Consider the following 14,565-nt stretch of genomic DNA (forward strand, 5'->3'; position numbering starts at 1 on the left):
AGATGTGTGTTTGATTGATTTGCCACCATTTATTGAAAAAGTGCGCATATTTACACCGAATTAAACGTTCTGGCGCTGCACAAATGGCAACGGTTTGATTTTATCAACAATACTGCCATCACTCGCTATCTTCATAAAGTACTCCCCTAACCTGTCGGTTTCTTGTAATACCGTTTGCCAATATTTAATACGGGTAGTGGCATCAAGTTGCTCAAAATCTTTCCGATCTGGAATTTTACCGTATGGCAGGCTTGCAACGAACTCGGCAGATGGCACAAGCATGACCACATTGTCGTAACTATTTTGATGTGCAACGCGACGTTTTAAGCCTTTGTCGAACCACCCCGGAATAGGCTTAGGATAAAAATGTGGATACAGCACCAAGCCCTTTTCAGGGCCAAACTCTAGGTCAAAATGATAATCAACAATACCGCCATCGCGATACATAGCTTGCGGGGCACCTGCAATATCTCGAATTCCTTCAAGTACAACAGGAATAGCGCCAGAGGCAAGCAGTGCATTGTGGATATTTTCGTTATTCAATTCGTAATGTTCAGTGGGAAGTTGGTAAGGATCTTTTACTGAAAACTCAGTATTAGGTGAAGAAAAAATACAGCGTGTGTAGTACCTACCTAAGTTTTTTCGCGTAATCGCGTTAGCCGCAGCACTCATGGCAAGACCCGATAATTGCGAAAATTTATGTTCGCGACGGGTAGCCCCTAAACATTTGGCCACAAAGATGTGCGCTTTAAATCGCTTGTTTGCCAAGACTTCCTTTTTTCCTTCACTATTTACCATTTCTTCTACTAATGCTTCGGCCTTGCGGGTTATTTCCGCAGGTGTAGGCTTATCACTATAGGTAGTAGTTGAATAGGAAGTGGCTAGCCGATTTATGGCAGAAAGCGGGTCGTTTTGTACTGCGCAGATAGCCCTGAAAGCCCCCGCAGAAGATCCTATAACATGTATTTGATGATCGACATTTTTGAACCACTCTGGAAACAGTACTCTGTCTAATCCTGCCAATGAAAACCATTTTGGACCGCCTGAAGCGCCGAGAAAATAACTAAATATTTCAGGGTGAAAGCCTTGTTGCTTAATGGTATTCATTGCCCCATTGCCGGCATAAATTTCTAGCGGTGCCACGTGTTGTCTCTATTATCATGTTTGCGCCTAATTTATCAGTAAAAGCCGTAAAATCAATGGGCCGTCCATCACCTTTATGAAACCACTACTATAAGTGGGCACTTATGTAGGAAGTTGCCGCCTGTGTAAACAAATCATCACACATCACCATTTCATTGTAATCCTATCGACACCACACAATTGATTTACTTATTATTAATATTTACGCTACATAAATAGTCGCGTTAAGCATCAGTAGTATTTGAAAGGTGGGTATGGTGAATCAACTAACTTATTTATCGGGTTTTAATAATGAGCATGAAACTGAAGCCTTACCCAATGCACTGCCCAAGGGGCAATTTAGTCCACAGAAAGTCAATTATAAACTTTATGCAGAGCAGTTCAGTACCAGCGCTTTTACCGCACCTAGAGCCGAAAACAGACGTACTTGGACTTATCGCATACGGCCTTCTGTCGCTATGGGTGATTTTTCACCTTATAAGAACACGCAGCTTAAAACTGGGCCACAAAGCAATTCGCCATGCCCTCCCAATGTGATGCGTTGGAACCCCTTACCCTTGCCCAATGAAAGTAGCAGCATAGATTTTATTGAAGGTTTAGTGACCATAGCTACAAATGGCGATGCTAATCAGCAAACTGGTATGGGCATTCACTGCTACAGTGCGAATTCGGCTATGGGAAATAGAGTTTTTTACTCATCCGACGGTGAGATGTTGTTCGTGCCACAGCATGGAAACATGGAAGTAAAAACTGAGTTCGGCAAATTACACCTATCCGCGGGTGAAATTATGGTAATTCCTCGTGGGGTACGTTTTAGTATTACTCCTATTGATGGCGCCATTCGTGGGTATATTTGTGAAAACTATGGGCAGTCATTCGTTTTACCAGAACGCGGCCCCGTAGGCGCAAATGGGTTTGCTAATCAAAGAGACTTTTTGTACCCCACTGCGTGGTTCGAGGATGTAGACACGCCCCACGTCATCATTAACAAGTTTTGTGGCCATTTATACCAAGCACCACTTTCACATTCGCCCTTTGATGTAGTGGCTTGGGTGGGAAATTCAGCGCCTTACAAATATGATCTTAAAAGTTTTAATGTGATCAATACCGTCAGTTTTGACCATCCTGATCCTTCCATATTTACGGTACTCACCTCGCCTTCTGAACTTGAAGGTACTGCCAATGTTGATTTTGTCATTTTCCCCCCACGATGGATGGTGGCCGAGAACACTTTCCGCCCGCCTTATTTCCATAGAAATGTGATGAGTGAGTTTATGGGCTTAATTGAAGGCAGTTACGATGCCAAAGAAAAAGGGTTCATCCCTGGCGGTATGAGTTTGCATAATTGCTTTACACCTCATGGCCCCGAAGCCTCTGTGTTCGAAGCCGCATCAAATGCCGAGCTAACTCCCCAGAAATATGAAAATACACTGGCGTTCATGTTTGAATCTCGCTTTCCTATCGCTCCCACTGAGTTTGCACTGAGTACCCCGCTTCGCCAAACTGACTATATCGATTGTTGGAATGGGATAACCAAGCATTTCGACGGCAAAATGTAGGCACCTAACTGGTGGGTGTTTTCTTTAAATGTACTTATAAATGAACATCACCCTGCCGCCCTTAAATAAAAATAAAACATTTAAATACATATATTTATATATTTCAAAACCACTTGAAATTGCGTTTTATCGTAGCTGAAAACTAAACGTTACACTTAAAACGTAGCAGCATCTCGCGTCATATCTTAACAGTCTATTGCCCTTATATTTACCTCGCTATTACAATCAAATCTTCTATTTATAATCGCCTTTGCATGGGTTCAATAACAAAAACGAGTTAACTAACGCAAAGGCACTGACTTCAGTAAGCGAGAAAGAAAATGGCAGACGTATTTGAAAACCCAATTGGGTTAGATGGTTTTGAGTTTTTAGAATTTACCGCGCCGAAAAAAGGTTTATTGGAGCCTATGTTTGAAGCTATGGGGTTCACCCGAGTAGCAAGGCACAAATCAAAAGATGTAGAGCTGTGGCGCCAAGGCGATATTAACCTTTTAAGTAATTATGAAAAAAACTGTCACGCTTCTTACTATGCCGAAGAGCACGGCCCTTCAGCGTGTGGCATGGCCTTTCGCGTTAAAGACTCTCAGCACGCGTACTCTGAGGTACTAAAGCGCGGCGCACAGCCTATGGACACCCACACAGGCCCTATGGAACTGAAACTACCAGCTATTAGAGGTATCGGTGGTGCGATGCTTTACTTAATCGATCGCTATCAAGGTGAAAACACCATTTATGACATCGATTTTACTTGGATTGAAGGTGTAGACAGACATCCTGTAGGGTGTGGCTTTCATACGCTAGATCACCTTACCCACAACGTGTATCGCGGACGAATGAACCATTGGGCAAAATTCTACGAATCGTTATTTAACTTTCGCGAAATTCGCTACTTTGACATTAAGGGTGAGTACACTGGACTACTGTCTAAAGCCATGACTGCACCTGATGGAAAAATTCGTATTCCGCTCAATGAAGAAGCGGTTGGCGGTGGCGGTCAAATTGAAGAATTCTTAATGCAATATAATGGCGAAGGTATCCAGCATATTGCCTTTGCCTGTGACGACCTTATCAGCTGCTTAGATAAACTTAAGGCCAAGGGCATGAAGTTTATGACCCCACCTCCTGATACTTATTACGACATGTTAGAAGAGCGCTTACCCGGCCACGGTGAGCCAGTTGGTGAATTTAAACAACGAGGTATTCTGCTAGACGGTACCACTGAGGGCGAATCTCCTCGTTTACTACTGCAAATTTTCTCAGAAACTGTTTTTGGCCCGGTATTTTTCGAGTTTATTCAGCGCAAAGAAGATGATGGATTTGGAGAAGGTAACTTTAAAGCGTTATTTGAATCGATTGAACGGGATCAGGTAAATCGCGGCGTGTTAAGTAAGAAGTAGCCCAACGCTTTCTTACCGATTTACACATAATGGCATTAGTGGTGTCAGCCCCCTTAGCTACAGGCTGACACCACCTGTGTATTGGTGACATATCCTTATTTTATTCCTGTCTTATCCTCGCCATACGTATATCAATCTGCGCCTTGTTCATAAAGCGCACAACACGCCCCTGATGGGTCTTTTATAATGCAAAATCGTGAAGTGCCATGGTGACGAATGTCCCCAATTTGCTCTCCACCAGCACTTTTAGACGCAGCTAATGCTGCGTCTAAGTCGGCTACCGTGAAATACGGTACCCAACCGCCAGGAATATTGCTATTGCAGCCTCGCTTATGGCATATACCGCCAGCTGGGCTTCCGTCTTCTTTCATCATGACATAATCGTTATAGCCACCCATGTCGAAGGCTTCTTTTTTCCATCCCATCACATTGACGTAAAAATTAGCTAATTGGTCAGCGTCATCGGTGGTGATATCCATCCATAAACTATCGCTCATTTCATTCCCCTTTTGAGGTTTGGCATTAGTAGGCTATCAATTGCGTATTTAAAACTTAGTAGTCGTTGATAATTGCACAGCCATTGATAAAAAACCACGTAGCGATCGGCTTTATTACGTTGGATAAAAGACACCAGTGTCAAGACAAGAAATTGCAAAATAAGCAGAACAATTTTTAAATATGTATAGACAGAGGCTGTGGAAAATGCTTGTGAATAGGTAAATGTTATCCACTGACTATTGTTTGTACAGTTTATTTTATTGTTTATTTTCATGGGGTTAAACAAAAGCCCCAAACTACTCAACAAACTTATCCACAGATTAAGTGGATAACACGTAGCACTTAACCACAGATAGTGTTTTAATGTGGATACTTTGATTGAAACCTTTTTTTCCGGTTATTCATGCCAAAACAAACACTCGCAGTGCTTCCTCAACCATTTACGATCCACAGCCTAGATGGCGACAGTGCAATTCCTGCAAATGTACTTCAAAGCCCACTTTTTTTCTTAGGCAAAACAGAAGATGAATTGTCTATTGTTATCCCATCGACTGTGGATGTAGATTCACTTGATTCTGACGAAGGCTGGCGCGCACTTGAACTGCTCGGCCCATTGCATTTATCTATGGTAGGTATTATGGCGCAAATTGGCGCTGTACTTGCCGCCGTAAAAGTTTCTATTTTTGTGGTGTCGACGTTCGAAACCGACTTTTTCCTAGTAAAAGAAAATAAACTTGTTGATGCAACAAAGGCATTAAAAGATGCAGGCTATACGGTTCTTGAGGGCAAGTAGTGTTGATAGAAAAGCAACTCACCGCGCCTCCTGAGCAATTTAAAAAAGCCATTCCTATTACATCACCGGTTTCAGGCCAATGTATTTTATTGCAACACGTTAATGATGACTTAATAAATGTTGGTGCATGGGGGCCGGGTTTAGCGCTTGTTACTGCTTCAAGTAAAGTGGTATCCCCCTTTAATGCAACAGTAATGAAAATAGATCCTCTCGACTATTCAATTGAAATTAAATCTTCTTTTGGGCTTAAATGTCGAATCAAATATGGTTTACACACCCAAATGCTGTGCGGGGCGCAGTTTTTAACCCCGTTAAAACAAGGCCAGCAGATTCAAGCCGGCGCTATGTTATTTAGTGTAAATTCTGCGTGGCTAAAACAACAAGGCGTGGAAAATATTTGTATAATAACCCTATTAAATGCCAAAGCCTTATTAGGCGTTTTACCTACGCATCAAAAATTTGTTGATGCAGGTAGCGACACGCTGTTAACCCTGTATATTTAGACAAATTCGAACCCTTTTTGAAAATGTATAATAACGCGCTTATTATGCACCTATACTAACTTCACGCTGTAACGGAGTATCCTTTTGAGTACAACAATGTATGGCATCGCAAATTGCGACACGATTAAAAAAGCCAAGAAATGGTTAGCTGAGAACAACATCGAATTTACTTTTCACGACTATAGAAAAGACGGCATAGACACTGGATTTCTTGCCGACGCTGAAGCCAAACTTGGCTATGAAGTGATGTTGAACAAACGTGGTACTACCTTTCGCCAACTTGATGACAGTGATAAAACAGATATCACCCGCGAAAAAGCGTTAGCTTTGTTATTGGAACACCCTGCGATGGTGAAGCGCCCTATATTAAATCATAACGGCACGTTTCACATTGGCTTTAAACCTGCGCAGTATGAGGAAATATTTTGTTAAACGATAACGTAATAGACATTGCTAAGAACCTAATGAATAGGCGTTCGGTTACCCCCGAGGATGAGGGCTGCCAAGAAGCCATGAAAGACTTCTTAGGTGCCTTAGGGTTTAACAATGAAACCATGGTATTTGACGATACCACCAACCTTTGGTCTCGCCGTGGCAGCGAAGGTCCAGTTTTTTGCTTTGCTGGTCACACCGACGTGGTGCCTAGTGGCCCAGAAAGCGCATGGAAAACTCCGCCTTTTACGGCTACTGAAGTAGACGGGTATTTACATGGCCGTGGTGCTGCCGATATGAAGGGTAGCTTAGCCGCAATGTTAGTGGCAACGCGTCAATTCGTGGCCGACTACCCTGATCATAAAGGTAGTATCGCGTATCTTATTACCAGCGACGAAGAAGGCCCGTTTATTAACGGTACTACTCGTGTCATTGATACGCTTGAAGCGCGAAACGAAAAAATTACTTGGTGCTTAGTGGGCGAACCATCTTCTACGGATGAAGTGGGCGATATAGTCAAAAATGGCCGCCGTGGATCATTAACTGGCGATCTCACTGTTAAAGGTATTCAAGGCCATGTTGCCTACCCACATTTAGCTAAAAACCCGGTTCACTGTGCCACACCTGCATTAACTGAATTGGCACAGTCTCATTGGGACAACGGCAACGAGTTTTTCCCGCCCACCAGCTTTCAAATTTCAAACATAAATGGCGGCACTGGCGCAGGTAATGTAATCCCTGGCGAACTTCAAGTGTGCTTTAACTTCCGGTTTTCAACCGAAGTAACAGATCAAGAGCTAATTAAGCGTGTTACAACTATCTTGGATAAACACGAACTTGACTACGAAATAAAGTGGACGTTTAACGGACAACCTTTTTTAACCGATTCAGGCCCCCTGCTGACTGCCACTGAAAAAGCGATTGCCGATGTACGTGGTAAGCCTACTATTTTATCTACCGCAGGCGGCACATCTGACGGGCGCTTTATCGCACCAACAGGAGCACAAGTTATTGAACTTGGACCAGTAAACGCCACCATACATAAAATAGATGAATGCGTGAAAATGAGTGACTTAGAGTCTTTAAGCGACATGTACTACGGTATTTTGGTCAATCTACTCGCATGAACCCCGCTATCTGGTTAGGGCAAGACAATCCTCACCTTGTTGATGCAGGAAATGGACATTTCCTGCATGCTAACGTGTTACCCGCTTTTGTTAATATGCAACAAGCTGCCCGCCACGATGGTATAGATTTATGCTTAGTGAGTAGCTTTCGTCAGTTTGATAAACAGTGCGCTATTTGGAATAGAAAATGGTGCGGCGAAGCGGCGCTGTTAGATGGCAAAGGTACCGCATTAAACCCAAATACACTATCGGACGTAGAAAAACTACATGCAATTCTGATGTGGTCAGCGTTGCCTGGCGGTAGTCGACATCATTGGGGGAGTGACTTTGATGTGTATGACAAGCACGCGGTTGAACAATGGGACGGTAAGTTTTCATTGGTTGACAGTGAATACCGTGAAGGCGGGCCTTGCTTTGCTCTGGCTAAATGGCTTGAAGCGAACATGCGCACTTTTGGTTTCTTTCGCCCGTTTAGTGAAGATAAAGGAGGCGTTGCGTGTGAGCTTTGGCACCTGAGCCATAAGGGGGTTGCCACTGAATTTGAACAGGCGCTTTCGCTGACAGCACTGACTGGTGCTATTGAATGCAGCAGCATTGAAGGTAAAGCCGTTGTGCTTGAGCACATTGATGAAATTTACTTTCGCTACGTGTTAAATCAAGGTACGGCGTGGGAGCGCTAAGCTCATACATTATTGTATACATGAGGCTCATACAGAGCTGTATGCACGTCAAAGTATGAAGAAGCGCATATAGAAGCTTAAGAAAGAATAACTCATGGAGACAGGGATGAATACGCTTTGGGTCGTCATTATTATCGTTATTGTATTGGGCGTGGTCGTTGGCAATATTACGCTGTTAAAATACAGTGCTAAATTTAAATTCCCAACGCCGCTTAAAAAGAACGACGATAAGCAAAAGAAGAATGGGTTTGAAGATGAAGAGGACGACTGGTAAAACAGTCGCCCTGCTGAAAGGGTATCCATATTCAATCTGCGTATTTTGAGATTGAACGGGGCTGGGCTTGAACTCGGATCTGGGCTAAAACGAATCAGACCTTAAATTCGTTTTAGCCTATCGGCTACTTTATAGCGGCGACGTTTTTACTGCAGTACCGCTAATACTCACCATCAACATACTGCCTTTGTCACCAATAACTTGGTAATCAAGATCTATTCCCACGACCGCGTTAGCACCCATGCTACGTGCCTCATGTTCAAGCTCAGTAAACGCTAGTTTTCTTGCCCGCGTTAACTCTTCTTCATATGAACCAGAACGGCCACCTACAATGTCACGAATAGAGGCAAATAAATCTTTGACTATGTTAGCGCCCATTACGGCTTCGCCGACCACAATGCCATAGTAGGCTTCAATTTTTTGGCCTTCCAAAGTAGGCGTAGTTGAAATTATCATGGGTTGCTCCTTGCTGAGTTGTTATGAAAATTGAGTTTATATTTTGGTCTTATAGTAGACCCTAAGTTATTCGCTGAAGTGCTATTCACGACAGTGCTAGTCGCCTAGTACACAATTAATCTAGCACACGGTTACCCTAGCCTATCAAGACAATGCCTGTTTCAGCTCATCTACCAATTCAGCCCCTTTATCTTCAGGGTAAGCCACAACGGCTTGTGCGCCCCAAATTGGCTTTGGCCATGCGATATCACTTTTATACCGTGCTACATGGTGAATGTGCAACTGACTAACCACATTACCAAGTGCTGCTACGTTTAATTTATCTGGTGAAAATTTCGATTGTAGCAAACGGCTCACCTGTGCCGATTCACTTAGATATTGTTGTTGCTGCGCGTCAGTCAATTCAATGATTTCAGTTACCCCGTCTACACGAGGCACTAATATTAACCATGGAAACTGGCTGTCATTCATCAGTAATACGCGGCATAAGGGTAAATCGTGAACGAAGAACGTATCAGCCTCTAGTCTTGCATCTAATTTAAACACTGAGTTTCTCCAGCTTTGTAGGTACAACCGTTAATAAAGCGCGCTGCCCTATTGCCACATTCGCATTGGGAAACACTATGGCTTCTCCGTCTTGCTGTGCAGTGTAGGTAGCGCCGGTTTCAGTAGCCAATACCGTACCTTTAGCATAATCGGTAAAATTAGGCGTATCGTCATCGAAATGCAATGTAAAATCGTCTTGATGGCGATTGATAACTTGGTTCACCCGATAAATATCTAGCGAATCGATATCTACGTCAGGCCTAAAGTCATCGTCACAAATAAGTGCGGTAATGGATTGTTTTGCTGCTTCAAAACGGCTCATGTCGTTTTGACCAAATGGCTGCACTTTACCCAATTCAACGGTAAAGGCATGCGCTTGATGCTGCACAGAAGAAGAGTAGCTAAACGTTGTGGTCGCTGACTCAGATAGCAAGATAGTTTGAATACCGCACGCGGCTAAAAATCCAAGCTGGCTTTTACTGTGTGCTTTGCCATGTAAATACGGGTACACCGCAAACTTTTCATTTTTAGACTCTCGAATAGCCGTATGTAAGTCATAGTGATATTTCTCATCATCAGGACGTACAACAGCGAAGAAATCCGTTATCGCGTCTTCTAACGCTTTAGCGCGTTTGCGCTCGCTGTTGTTGCACCCTTCTCCTTTCGAATGCTCGCCATTAAACAACCGGTTCATGTTTTCTTCTACAAACCTTTCGGCAATATCCATGGCGGGTAAGTTACCAAACAGGAAAAGCACCCGATGACTAAGCGTTATTTTACCGGTAAGAATATGCTGTACCAGCTCGTCGCATATTTCGATAGGGGCAGTTTCATTTCCATGAACCCCACTTGATAACACAACATGCTTATTGACAGACGCTTTCGGCGTTGGCGTGAAGGCGATAATACCCGGGGCGGTAATAGCAACGTCAGTACCATTGTCTAACGTAAATTGAATTGAAGAAGTAAATAACTCAGGTTGAGTTCTAGACAAAGAAAGAAAATTTCCTTGTTCGATAAGTTGTTGCATACATAAACCAGAAGTAGCTCGAATAGCACTAGTTTAGCGATTCAGCCAAGCGAATGCACGTAATGCCACTTGCAAACAGGGGGTATTTTACTTACGCACGTAAAGGAGAGTTACCGACAATAATTTCTTGCTGCGCTAGAGTAATAAAGTCATTTAGCGGAATGGCTTTTGAAAACAAGTACCCCTGCCCTATGGTTACACCCACTTCTCGAAGTATGTGCAGTTGGGCGATAGTTTCTACGCCTTCGGCAATTACATCGCAGTTCTTTGCATTACCGATGATTTTGGCAGCTTCGATAATAGCGCGATTAACAGGATGTTTAGCTAATTCTATAACAAAAGTTTTATCTATTTTAAGGGCGCTTAAATCAAGATCTCGGATATAAGCGAGGTTAGAGTAACCTTTACCAAAGTCATCCACCGAAATTGCAACGCCTAGAGCGCGAAGCTCATCAAGTTGTTTTTTCACCATAAGAGAATTAGACAAGGCTACATCTTCGGTCAGCTCTAACTCTATGCGAGTAAGCGGCATGGCGTAAGACTTACTTAGCATCTTCAATGAGGGTATAAGATGATTATCATACAACTGAGTGGGCGATATATTAACGGATAAGGTTAGCGATAGTCGGTGAAAATCAAAATCAACTAAACTTCTAAACGCTTGCTCTAACGTCCAATAGCCCAGCTCATTCATCATGTTATATGATTCTGCCGCTTCAATAAGCGGGCCAGGAAATAACACGCCGTCTAACGGGTGATTCCAGCGAAGTAAGCACTCAGCACCTATAACTTCAAGGGTTTGCAGGTTAACTTTAGGCTGATAATAAAGCTCTAATTCATTTTGCGATAAGGCGCGCTTCAAATCAGCTTTTAATGCAAGGCTACGACCTGTGTCTGTTTTGTCTTGCATATTATAAAGGCAAAAGTTTTCGTACTTATTTTCTTTTGCTTGCTTTAATGCGGCTTCACCACGAGACACAAAAGCCGTAATTTCAAAGGCTTGACTATCTGATGTCACCACACCCACATTGAAATCTGCAATGAATGCATGATCATCATGATGCATGGGTGTTTTGAAGTGTTCTATGAGTCGTTCGAACATATCTCGCATTTGACTGGCACTTCGCATGCCGGGAAATGCGATACCAAATACATCACCACTAATTCTGCCAAGGCGGATATCGCCTCCAAATAGAGATTGAATGCGGTTAGCAATCTCTAGTAGAAACCTGTCACCAATATTGATACCTAAGCTGGTGGTTACATCTGAAAAACGGACTACATCCACTAACATTAGTGATAATGATGGATGCAATACACCACACTTCGAAACTGTGTCGATAAACGCAAATCGATTAGGAAGTGTAGCCAGCGAATTATGATGTTGGCTCATGACGGTTTCCTTGCACTAAACGGCGGCTAGGTGCTTAAAATAAGCAAGCAGTAGTTCAACACGACTTACCACTAAGCGCAACGGGCTATAAGTATGTAAATCGACACCTAATTATAGATTGCAGACCTTTTTTCTTTTGACTCGGCTACTTATTGATTTTTAATTTATTTTTGGCTTAAGCGGATAAATATATCACAACAAAAAGCCCGGAAAGCTTAGCATTTCCGGGCTTTTTTTGAGACTAGTTGAGACTAGTTTTCAATTTTACACGGTGAAAGTTTCCAAATACGTTCTACATAATCTTTAATTGAACGGTCTGAGGTAAACTTACCCATTTTAGCGGTATTGATAATTGCCATTTTAGCCCAGCGCGCTTTGTCGCGGTACGCCTCATCAATAGCAATTTGTGCATCACAATAACTGCGGAAGTCAGCAAGCACCATGTATTGGTCGCCATGATCTAGCAAGCTTTGCTTAATAGATACTAAAGCACCTGGTTTGCCCGGGGTGAAATAATCGGTTTCAAGCCAATCTAGTACCGCTTTAATTTCAGGGTCGCGGTAGTAGTAATCATAAGGCTTGTAGCCTTTCTCTTTCAGTTCATGAACCTCTTCAACGGTTAGTCCGAAGATAAAGATATTGTCGTCGCCTACTTCTTCAGCAATTTCTACGTTTGCCCCATCAAGGGTACCAACGGTTATTGCGCCGTTCAGTGCCAACTTCATGTTACCGGTACCTGACGCTTCTTTACCTGCAGTACTAATTTGCTCAGACACATCTGAAGCTGGGATCATTTTCTCAGCAAGAGACACGCGGTAGTTCGGCAAGAACACCACTTTAATCTTGTTGTTTACTCGTGGATCGTTATTGATTTTATCTGCCACTTTGTTGATGGCATAGATAATATCTTTCGCTAACTTGTAACCCGGTGCAGCTTTCGCTCCGAAAATGAATACGCGAGGCACCATATCGTAATCAGGGTTTTCAAGCAGTCGACGATACAAGGCCATAATATGAAGCAAGTTCAAGTGCTGACGCTTGTATTCGTGAAGGCGTTTAATTTGCACATCAAAAATAGCATTAACGTCTACTTCAATGTCTAACGACTCGCGAATTTCGTCAGCAAGTAGTTGCTTGTTGTTTAGCTTCACTTGCATGAATTGCTTTTGGAATGCCTTGTTATCGGCGTACTTTTCTAGCGCTTCTAGTTTGTATAAGTCTTTCGGCCAATCTGAGCCAATTTTCTTATCAATCAGCTTAGAAAGTTCCGGATTACATGCCTTCAACCAACGACGTGGCGTAATACCATTCGTAACATTAGTTAATTTGCCTGGCCACAATGCATCGAACTCTGGGAACAAATCAGACTTCACAAGGCGAGAGTGCATTTCAGCTACGCCGTTAACCGCGAAAGAACCAATTACCGATAAATGGCCCATACGTACCATCTTCTCGTTACCTTCTTCTATAATAGAAAGCTTCGCTTTAATGCGGTTATCGCTTGGCCATTTTTTATCGACTTCAGCCATGAATCTATGGTTAATTTCATAGATGATTTCCAAATGGCGCGGTAGGATTTTTTCAATCATACGTGCGGGCCATTTTTCTAGGGCTTCAGGTAATAATGTGTGGTTAGTGTAAGCAAACACTTTGGTGCTGATACCCCATGCTTGATCCCAATCTAATTCAGCGCGGTCTACTAAAATACGCATAAGTTCAGGAATAGCGATGGCTGGGTGTGTGTCATTTAATTGAATAACAACCTGATCAGCAAAACGGCTCCAGTCATCACCGTGGGCACGCTTGTAACGACGAATGATGTCTTTTAGTGAACACGAGCAGAAGAAGTATTGCTGAATTAAACGAAGCTCTTTACCCGCTTCAGTTTCGTCGTTCGGATAAAGTACTTTTGAAATGGTTTCTGCTTGTACGTTTTCACGCTGCGCATCTACATAACCACCAGCGTTAAATACATCCCAGTTAAAATAATCAGATGAATCTGACTGCCACAAACGCAATACGTTTACGGTTTTACCTTCATAGCCAACAACAGGAATATCCCAAGGGATCCCTTTTACAATTGAGCCAGGGTGCCATTCTTTTTGGATACGGCCGCTTTCGCCGTATTTGGTTTCAACATAACCAAATAATGGCACTTCTTGAATTGACTCTGGGCGGCAAATTTCCCACGGGTTACCGTAATCGCGCCAGCTATCTGGGCGTTCTATTTGCGCGCCACTCTTAATTTCTTGACGGAAAAGACCATGCTCATAATGAATACCATAACCAATTGCAGGCAATTCCATAGTGGCAAGTGAGTCGATAAAGCACGCTGCTAAGCGGCCTAGCCCGCCGTTACCGAGTGCCATGTCTGGCTCTTCTTCCATGATGTCGGTAATTTCAACACCAAGTTCTTTTAACGCGCCACTAGCCACATCAAACAAACCTAAGTTTTGAAGGTTGTTCGACAACAATCTGCCCATTAAGAATTCGGCAGAAAAATAATGTACTGCACGAGTATCATTGAAGTAGTGACTTTTTTGGGTTTTGCGAAGGCCTTCAAGTACCTGAGCCTGAATGGCTGCACAGGTGGCTTTCCACCATGCGTGGTTGTTAGCCTTATTTTCATCCGTACCTAGCGTACAGTGAAGGTGCTTAACAATAGCAGCTTTAAATTCTGCCTTGTCTAGCGGTGAAGAGGGTTGCGTTTTGGCAGCTTTTGCGTTCATTTTGC

15 protein-coding genes are annotated in these 14,565 nt (G+C 43.0%); 8 read left to right on the forward strand and 7 right to left on the reverse strand.

What is annotated here, in order from left to right; genetic code table 11:
• Positions 1 to 60: 60 nt before the first annotated feature.
• A complete protein-coding gene (locus AVL57_RS07575; RefSeq protein ID WP_082604939.1) occupies positions 61 to 1,143 on the reverse strand; it encodes a patatin-like phospholipase family protein in 1,083 nt (360 codons plus the stop codon).
• A 257-nt stretch (positions 1,144 to 1,400) separates the two neighbouring features.
• Here AVL57_RS07575 and hmgA point away from each other — a divergent pair, with 257 nt between their 5' ends.
• Positions 1,401 to 2,702 carry a homogentisate 1,2-dioxygenase gene (gene hmgA / locus AVL57_RS07580; protein ID WP_208858295.1) on the forward strand — a complete coding sequence of 434 codons (1,302 nt, stop codon included), beginning with the start codon at positions 1,401 to 1,403 and terminating at the stop codon, positions 2,700 to 2,702.
• A gap of 320 nt (positions 2,703 to 3,022) precedes the next feature.
• Positions 3,023 to 4,099, forward strand: coding sequence for a 4-hydroxyphenylpyruvate dioxygenase (gene hppD / locus AVL57_RS07585; RefSeq protein ID WP_057792632.1), 1,077 nt, complete (start codon positions 3,023 to 3,025; stop codon positions 4,097 to 4,099).
• Positions 4,100 to 4,230: 131 nt separating this feature from the next.
• On the opposite strand, the gene AVL57_RS07590 is transcribed toward hppD, so the two are convergent.
• Positions 4,231 to 4,596, reverse strand: a complete 366-nt coding sequence (locus AVL57_RS07590; RefSeq protein ID WP_057792634.1) for a VOC family protein — start codon at positions 4,594 to 4,596, stop codon at positions 4,231 to 4,233.
• A gap of 404 nt (positions 4,597 to 5,000) precedes the next feature.
• Here AVL57_RS07590 and AVL57_RS07595 point away from each other — a divergent pair, with 404 nt between their 5' ends.
• The 6 genes from AVL57_RS07595 (at position 5,001) to AVL57_RS07620 (ending at position 8,406) form a co-directional block, all read left to right on the forward strand.
• Complete coding sequence (locus AVL57_RS07595; RefSeq protein ID WP_057792636.1) at positions 5,001 to 5,390, forward strand: ACT domain-containing protein; 390 nt, start codon at positions 5,001 to 5,003, stop codon at positions 5,388 to 5,390.
• Entirely contained in the window at positions 5,390 to 5,893 is a 504-nt protein-coding gene (locus AVL57_RS07600) for a PTS sugar transporter subunit IIA (RefSeq protein WP_057792639.1), read from the forward strand. Before AVL57_RS07595 ends, AVL57_RS07600 begins: the two co-directional genes overlap by 1 nt.
• Before the next feature lie 96 nt (positions 5,894 to 5,989).
• Entirely contained in the window at positions 5,990 to 6,325 is a 336-nt protein-coding gene (locus AVL57_RS07605) for an ArsC family reductase (RefSeq protein ID WP_057792640.1), read from the forward strand.
• A complete protein-coding gene (gene dapE / locus AVL57_RS07610; RefSeq protein WP_082604940.1) occupies positions 6,319 to 7,452 on the forward strand; it encodes a succinyl-diaminopimelate desuccinylase in 1,134 nt (377 codons plus the stop codon). The genes AVL57_RS07605 and dapE overlap by 7 nt, the downstream gene beginning before the upstream one ends.
• A complete protein-coding gene (locus AVL57_RS07615; RefSeq protein ID WP_057792642.1) occupies positions 7,449 to 8,132 on the forward strand; it encodes a M15 family metallopeptidase in 684 nt (227 codons plus the stop codon). The genes dapE and AVL57_RS07615 overlap by 4 nt, the downstream gene beginning before the upstream one ends.
• A gap of 106 nt (positions 8,133 to 8,238) precedes the next feature.
• A complete protein-coding gene (locus AVL57_RS07620; protein WP_082605049.1) occupies positions 8,239 to 8,406 on the forward strand; it encodes a DUF2897 family protein in 168 nt (55 codons plus the stop codon).
• Positions 8,407 to 8,535: 129 nt separating this feature from the next.
• Here AVL57_RS07620 and AVL57_RS07625 read toward each other — a convergent pair whose 3' ends face one another.
• From AVL57_RS07625 to AVL57_RS07645, 5 genes are all read right to left on the reverse strand, one after another.
• Entirely contained in the window at positions 8,536 to 8,862 is a 327-nt protein-coding gene (locus AVL57_RS07625; RefSeq protein ID WP_013784663.1) for a heavy metal-binding domain-containing protein, read from the reverse strand.
• Positions 8,863 to 9,006: 144 nt separating this feature from the next.
• Entirely contained in the window at positions 9,007 to 9,408 is a 402-nt protein-coding gene (locus AVL57_RS07630) for an HIT domain-containing protein (protein WP_057792646.1), read from the reverse strand.
• Positions 9,401 to 10,438 carry a succinylglutamate desuccinylase gene (gene astE, locus AVL57_RS07635; protein ID WP_057792647.1) on the reverse strand — a complete coding sequence of 346 codons (1,038 nt, stop codon included), beginning with the start codon at positions 10,436 to 10,438 and terminating at the stop codon, positions 9,401 to 9,403. The genes AVL57_RS07630 and astE overlap by 8 nt, the downstream gene beginning before the upstream one ends.
• A 91-nt stretch (positions 10,439 to 10,529) precedes the next feature.
• Entirely contained in the window at positions 10,530 to 11,831 is a 1,302-nt protein-coding gene (locus AVL57_RS07640; RefSeq protein WP_057792649.1) for a putative bifunctional diguanylate cyclase/phosphodiesterase, read from the reverse strand.
• A 251-nt stretch (positions 11,832 to 12,082) separates the two neighbouring features.
• Positions 12,083 to 14,560 (reverse strand): glycogen/starch/alpha-glucan phosphorylase, encoded by a 2,478-nt coding sequence (locus AVL57_RS07645; protein ID WP_057792651.1) that lies wholly within the window; start codon positions 14,558 to 14,560, stop codon positions 12,083 to 12,085.
• Positions 14,561 to 14,565 lie beyond the last annotated feature (5 nt).

The organism is Alteromonas stellipolaris, from assembly GCF_001562115.1.
Classification (GTDB): domain Bacteria; phylum Pseudomonadota; class Gammaproteobacteria; order Enterobacterales; family Alteromonadaceae; genus Alteromonas; species Alteromonas stellipolaris.

What these genes read in the sequence shown, in the direction of transcription:
- AVL57_RS07625 (WP_013784663.1), bottom strand. Translation starts at nt 8,862, where the DNA reads ATGATAATTTCAACTACGCCTACTTTGGAAGGCCAAAAAATTGAAGCC.
- AVL57_RS07590 (WP_057792634.1), bottom strand. Translation starts at nt 4,596, where the DNA reads ATGAGCGATAGTTTATGGATGGATATCACCACCGATGACGCTGACCAA.
- AVL57_RS07640 (WP_057792649.1), bottom strand. Translation starts at nt 11,831, where the DNA reads ATGAGCCAACATCATAATTCGCTGGCTACACTTCCTAATCGATTTGCG.
- AVL57_RS07605 (WP_057792640.1), top strand. Translation starts at nt 5,990, where the DNA reads ATGTATGGCATCGCAAATTGCGACACGATTAAAAAAGCCAAGAAATGG.
- hppD (WP_057792632.1), top strand. Translation starts at nt 3,023, where the DNA reads ATGGCAGACGTATTTGAAAACCCAATTGGGTTAGATGGTTTTGAGTTT.
- astE (WP_057792647.1), bottom strand. Translation starts at nt 10,438, where the DNA reads ATGCAACAACTTATCGAACAAGGAAATTTTCTTTCTTTGTCTAGAACT.
- AVL57_RS07620 (WP_082605049.1), top strand. Translation starts at nt 8,239, where the DNA reads ATGAATACGCTTTGGGTCGTCATTATTATCGTTATTGTATTGGGCGTG.
- AVL57_RS07645 (WP_057792651.1), bottom strand. Translation starts at nt 14,560, where the DNA reads ATGAACGCAAAAGCTGCCAAAACGCAACCCTCTTCACCGCTAGACAAG.
- AVL57_RS07595 (WP_057792636.1), top strand. Translation starts at nt 5,001, where the DNA reads ATGCCAAAACAAACACTCGCAGTGCTTCCTCAACCATTTACGATCCAC.
- AVL57_RS07615 (WP_057792642.1), top strand. Translation starts at nt 7,449, where the DNA reads ATGAACCCCGCTATCTGGTTAGGGCAAGACAATCCTCACCTTGTTGAT.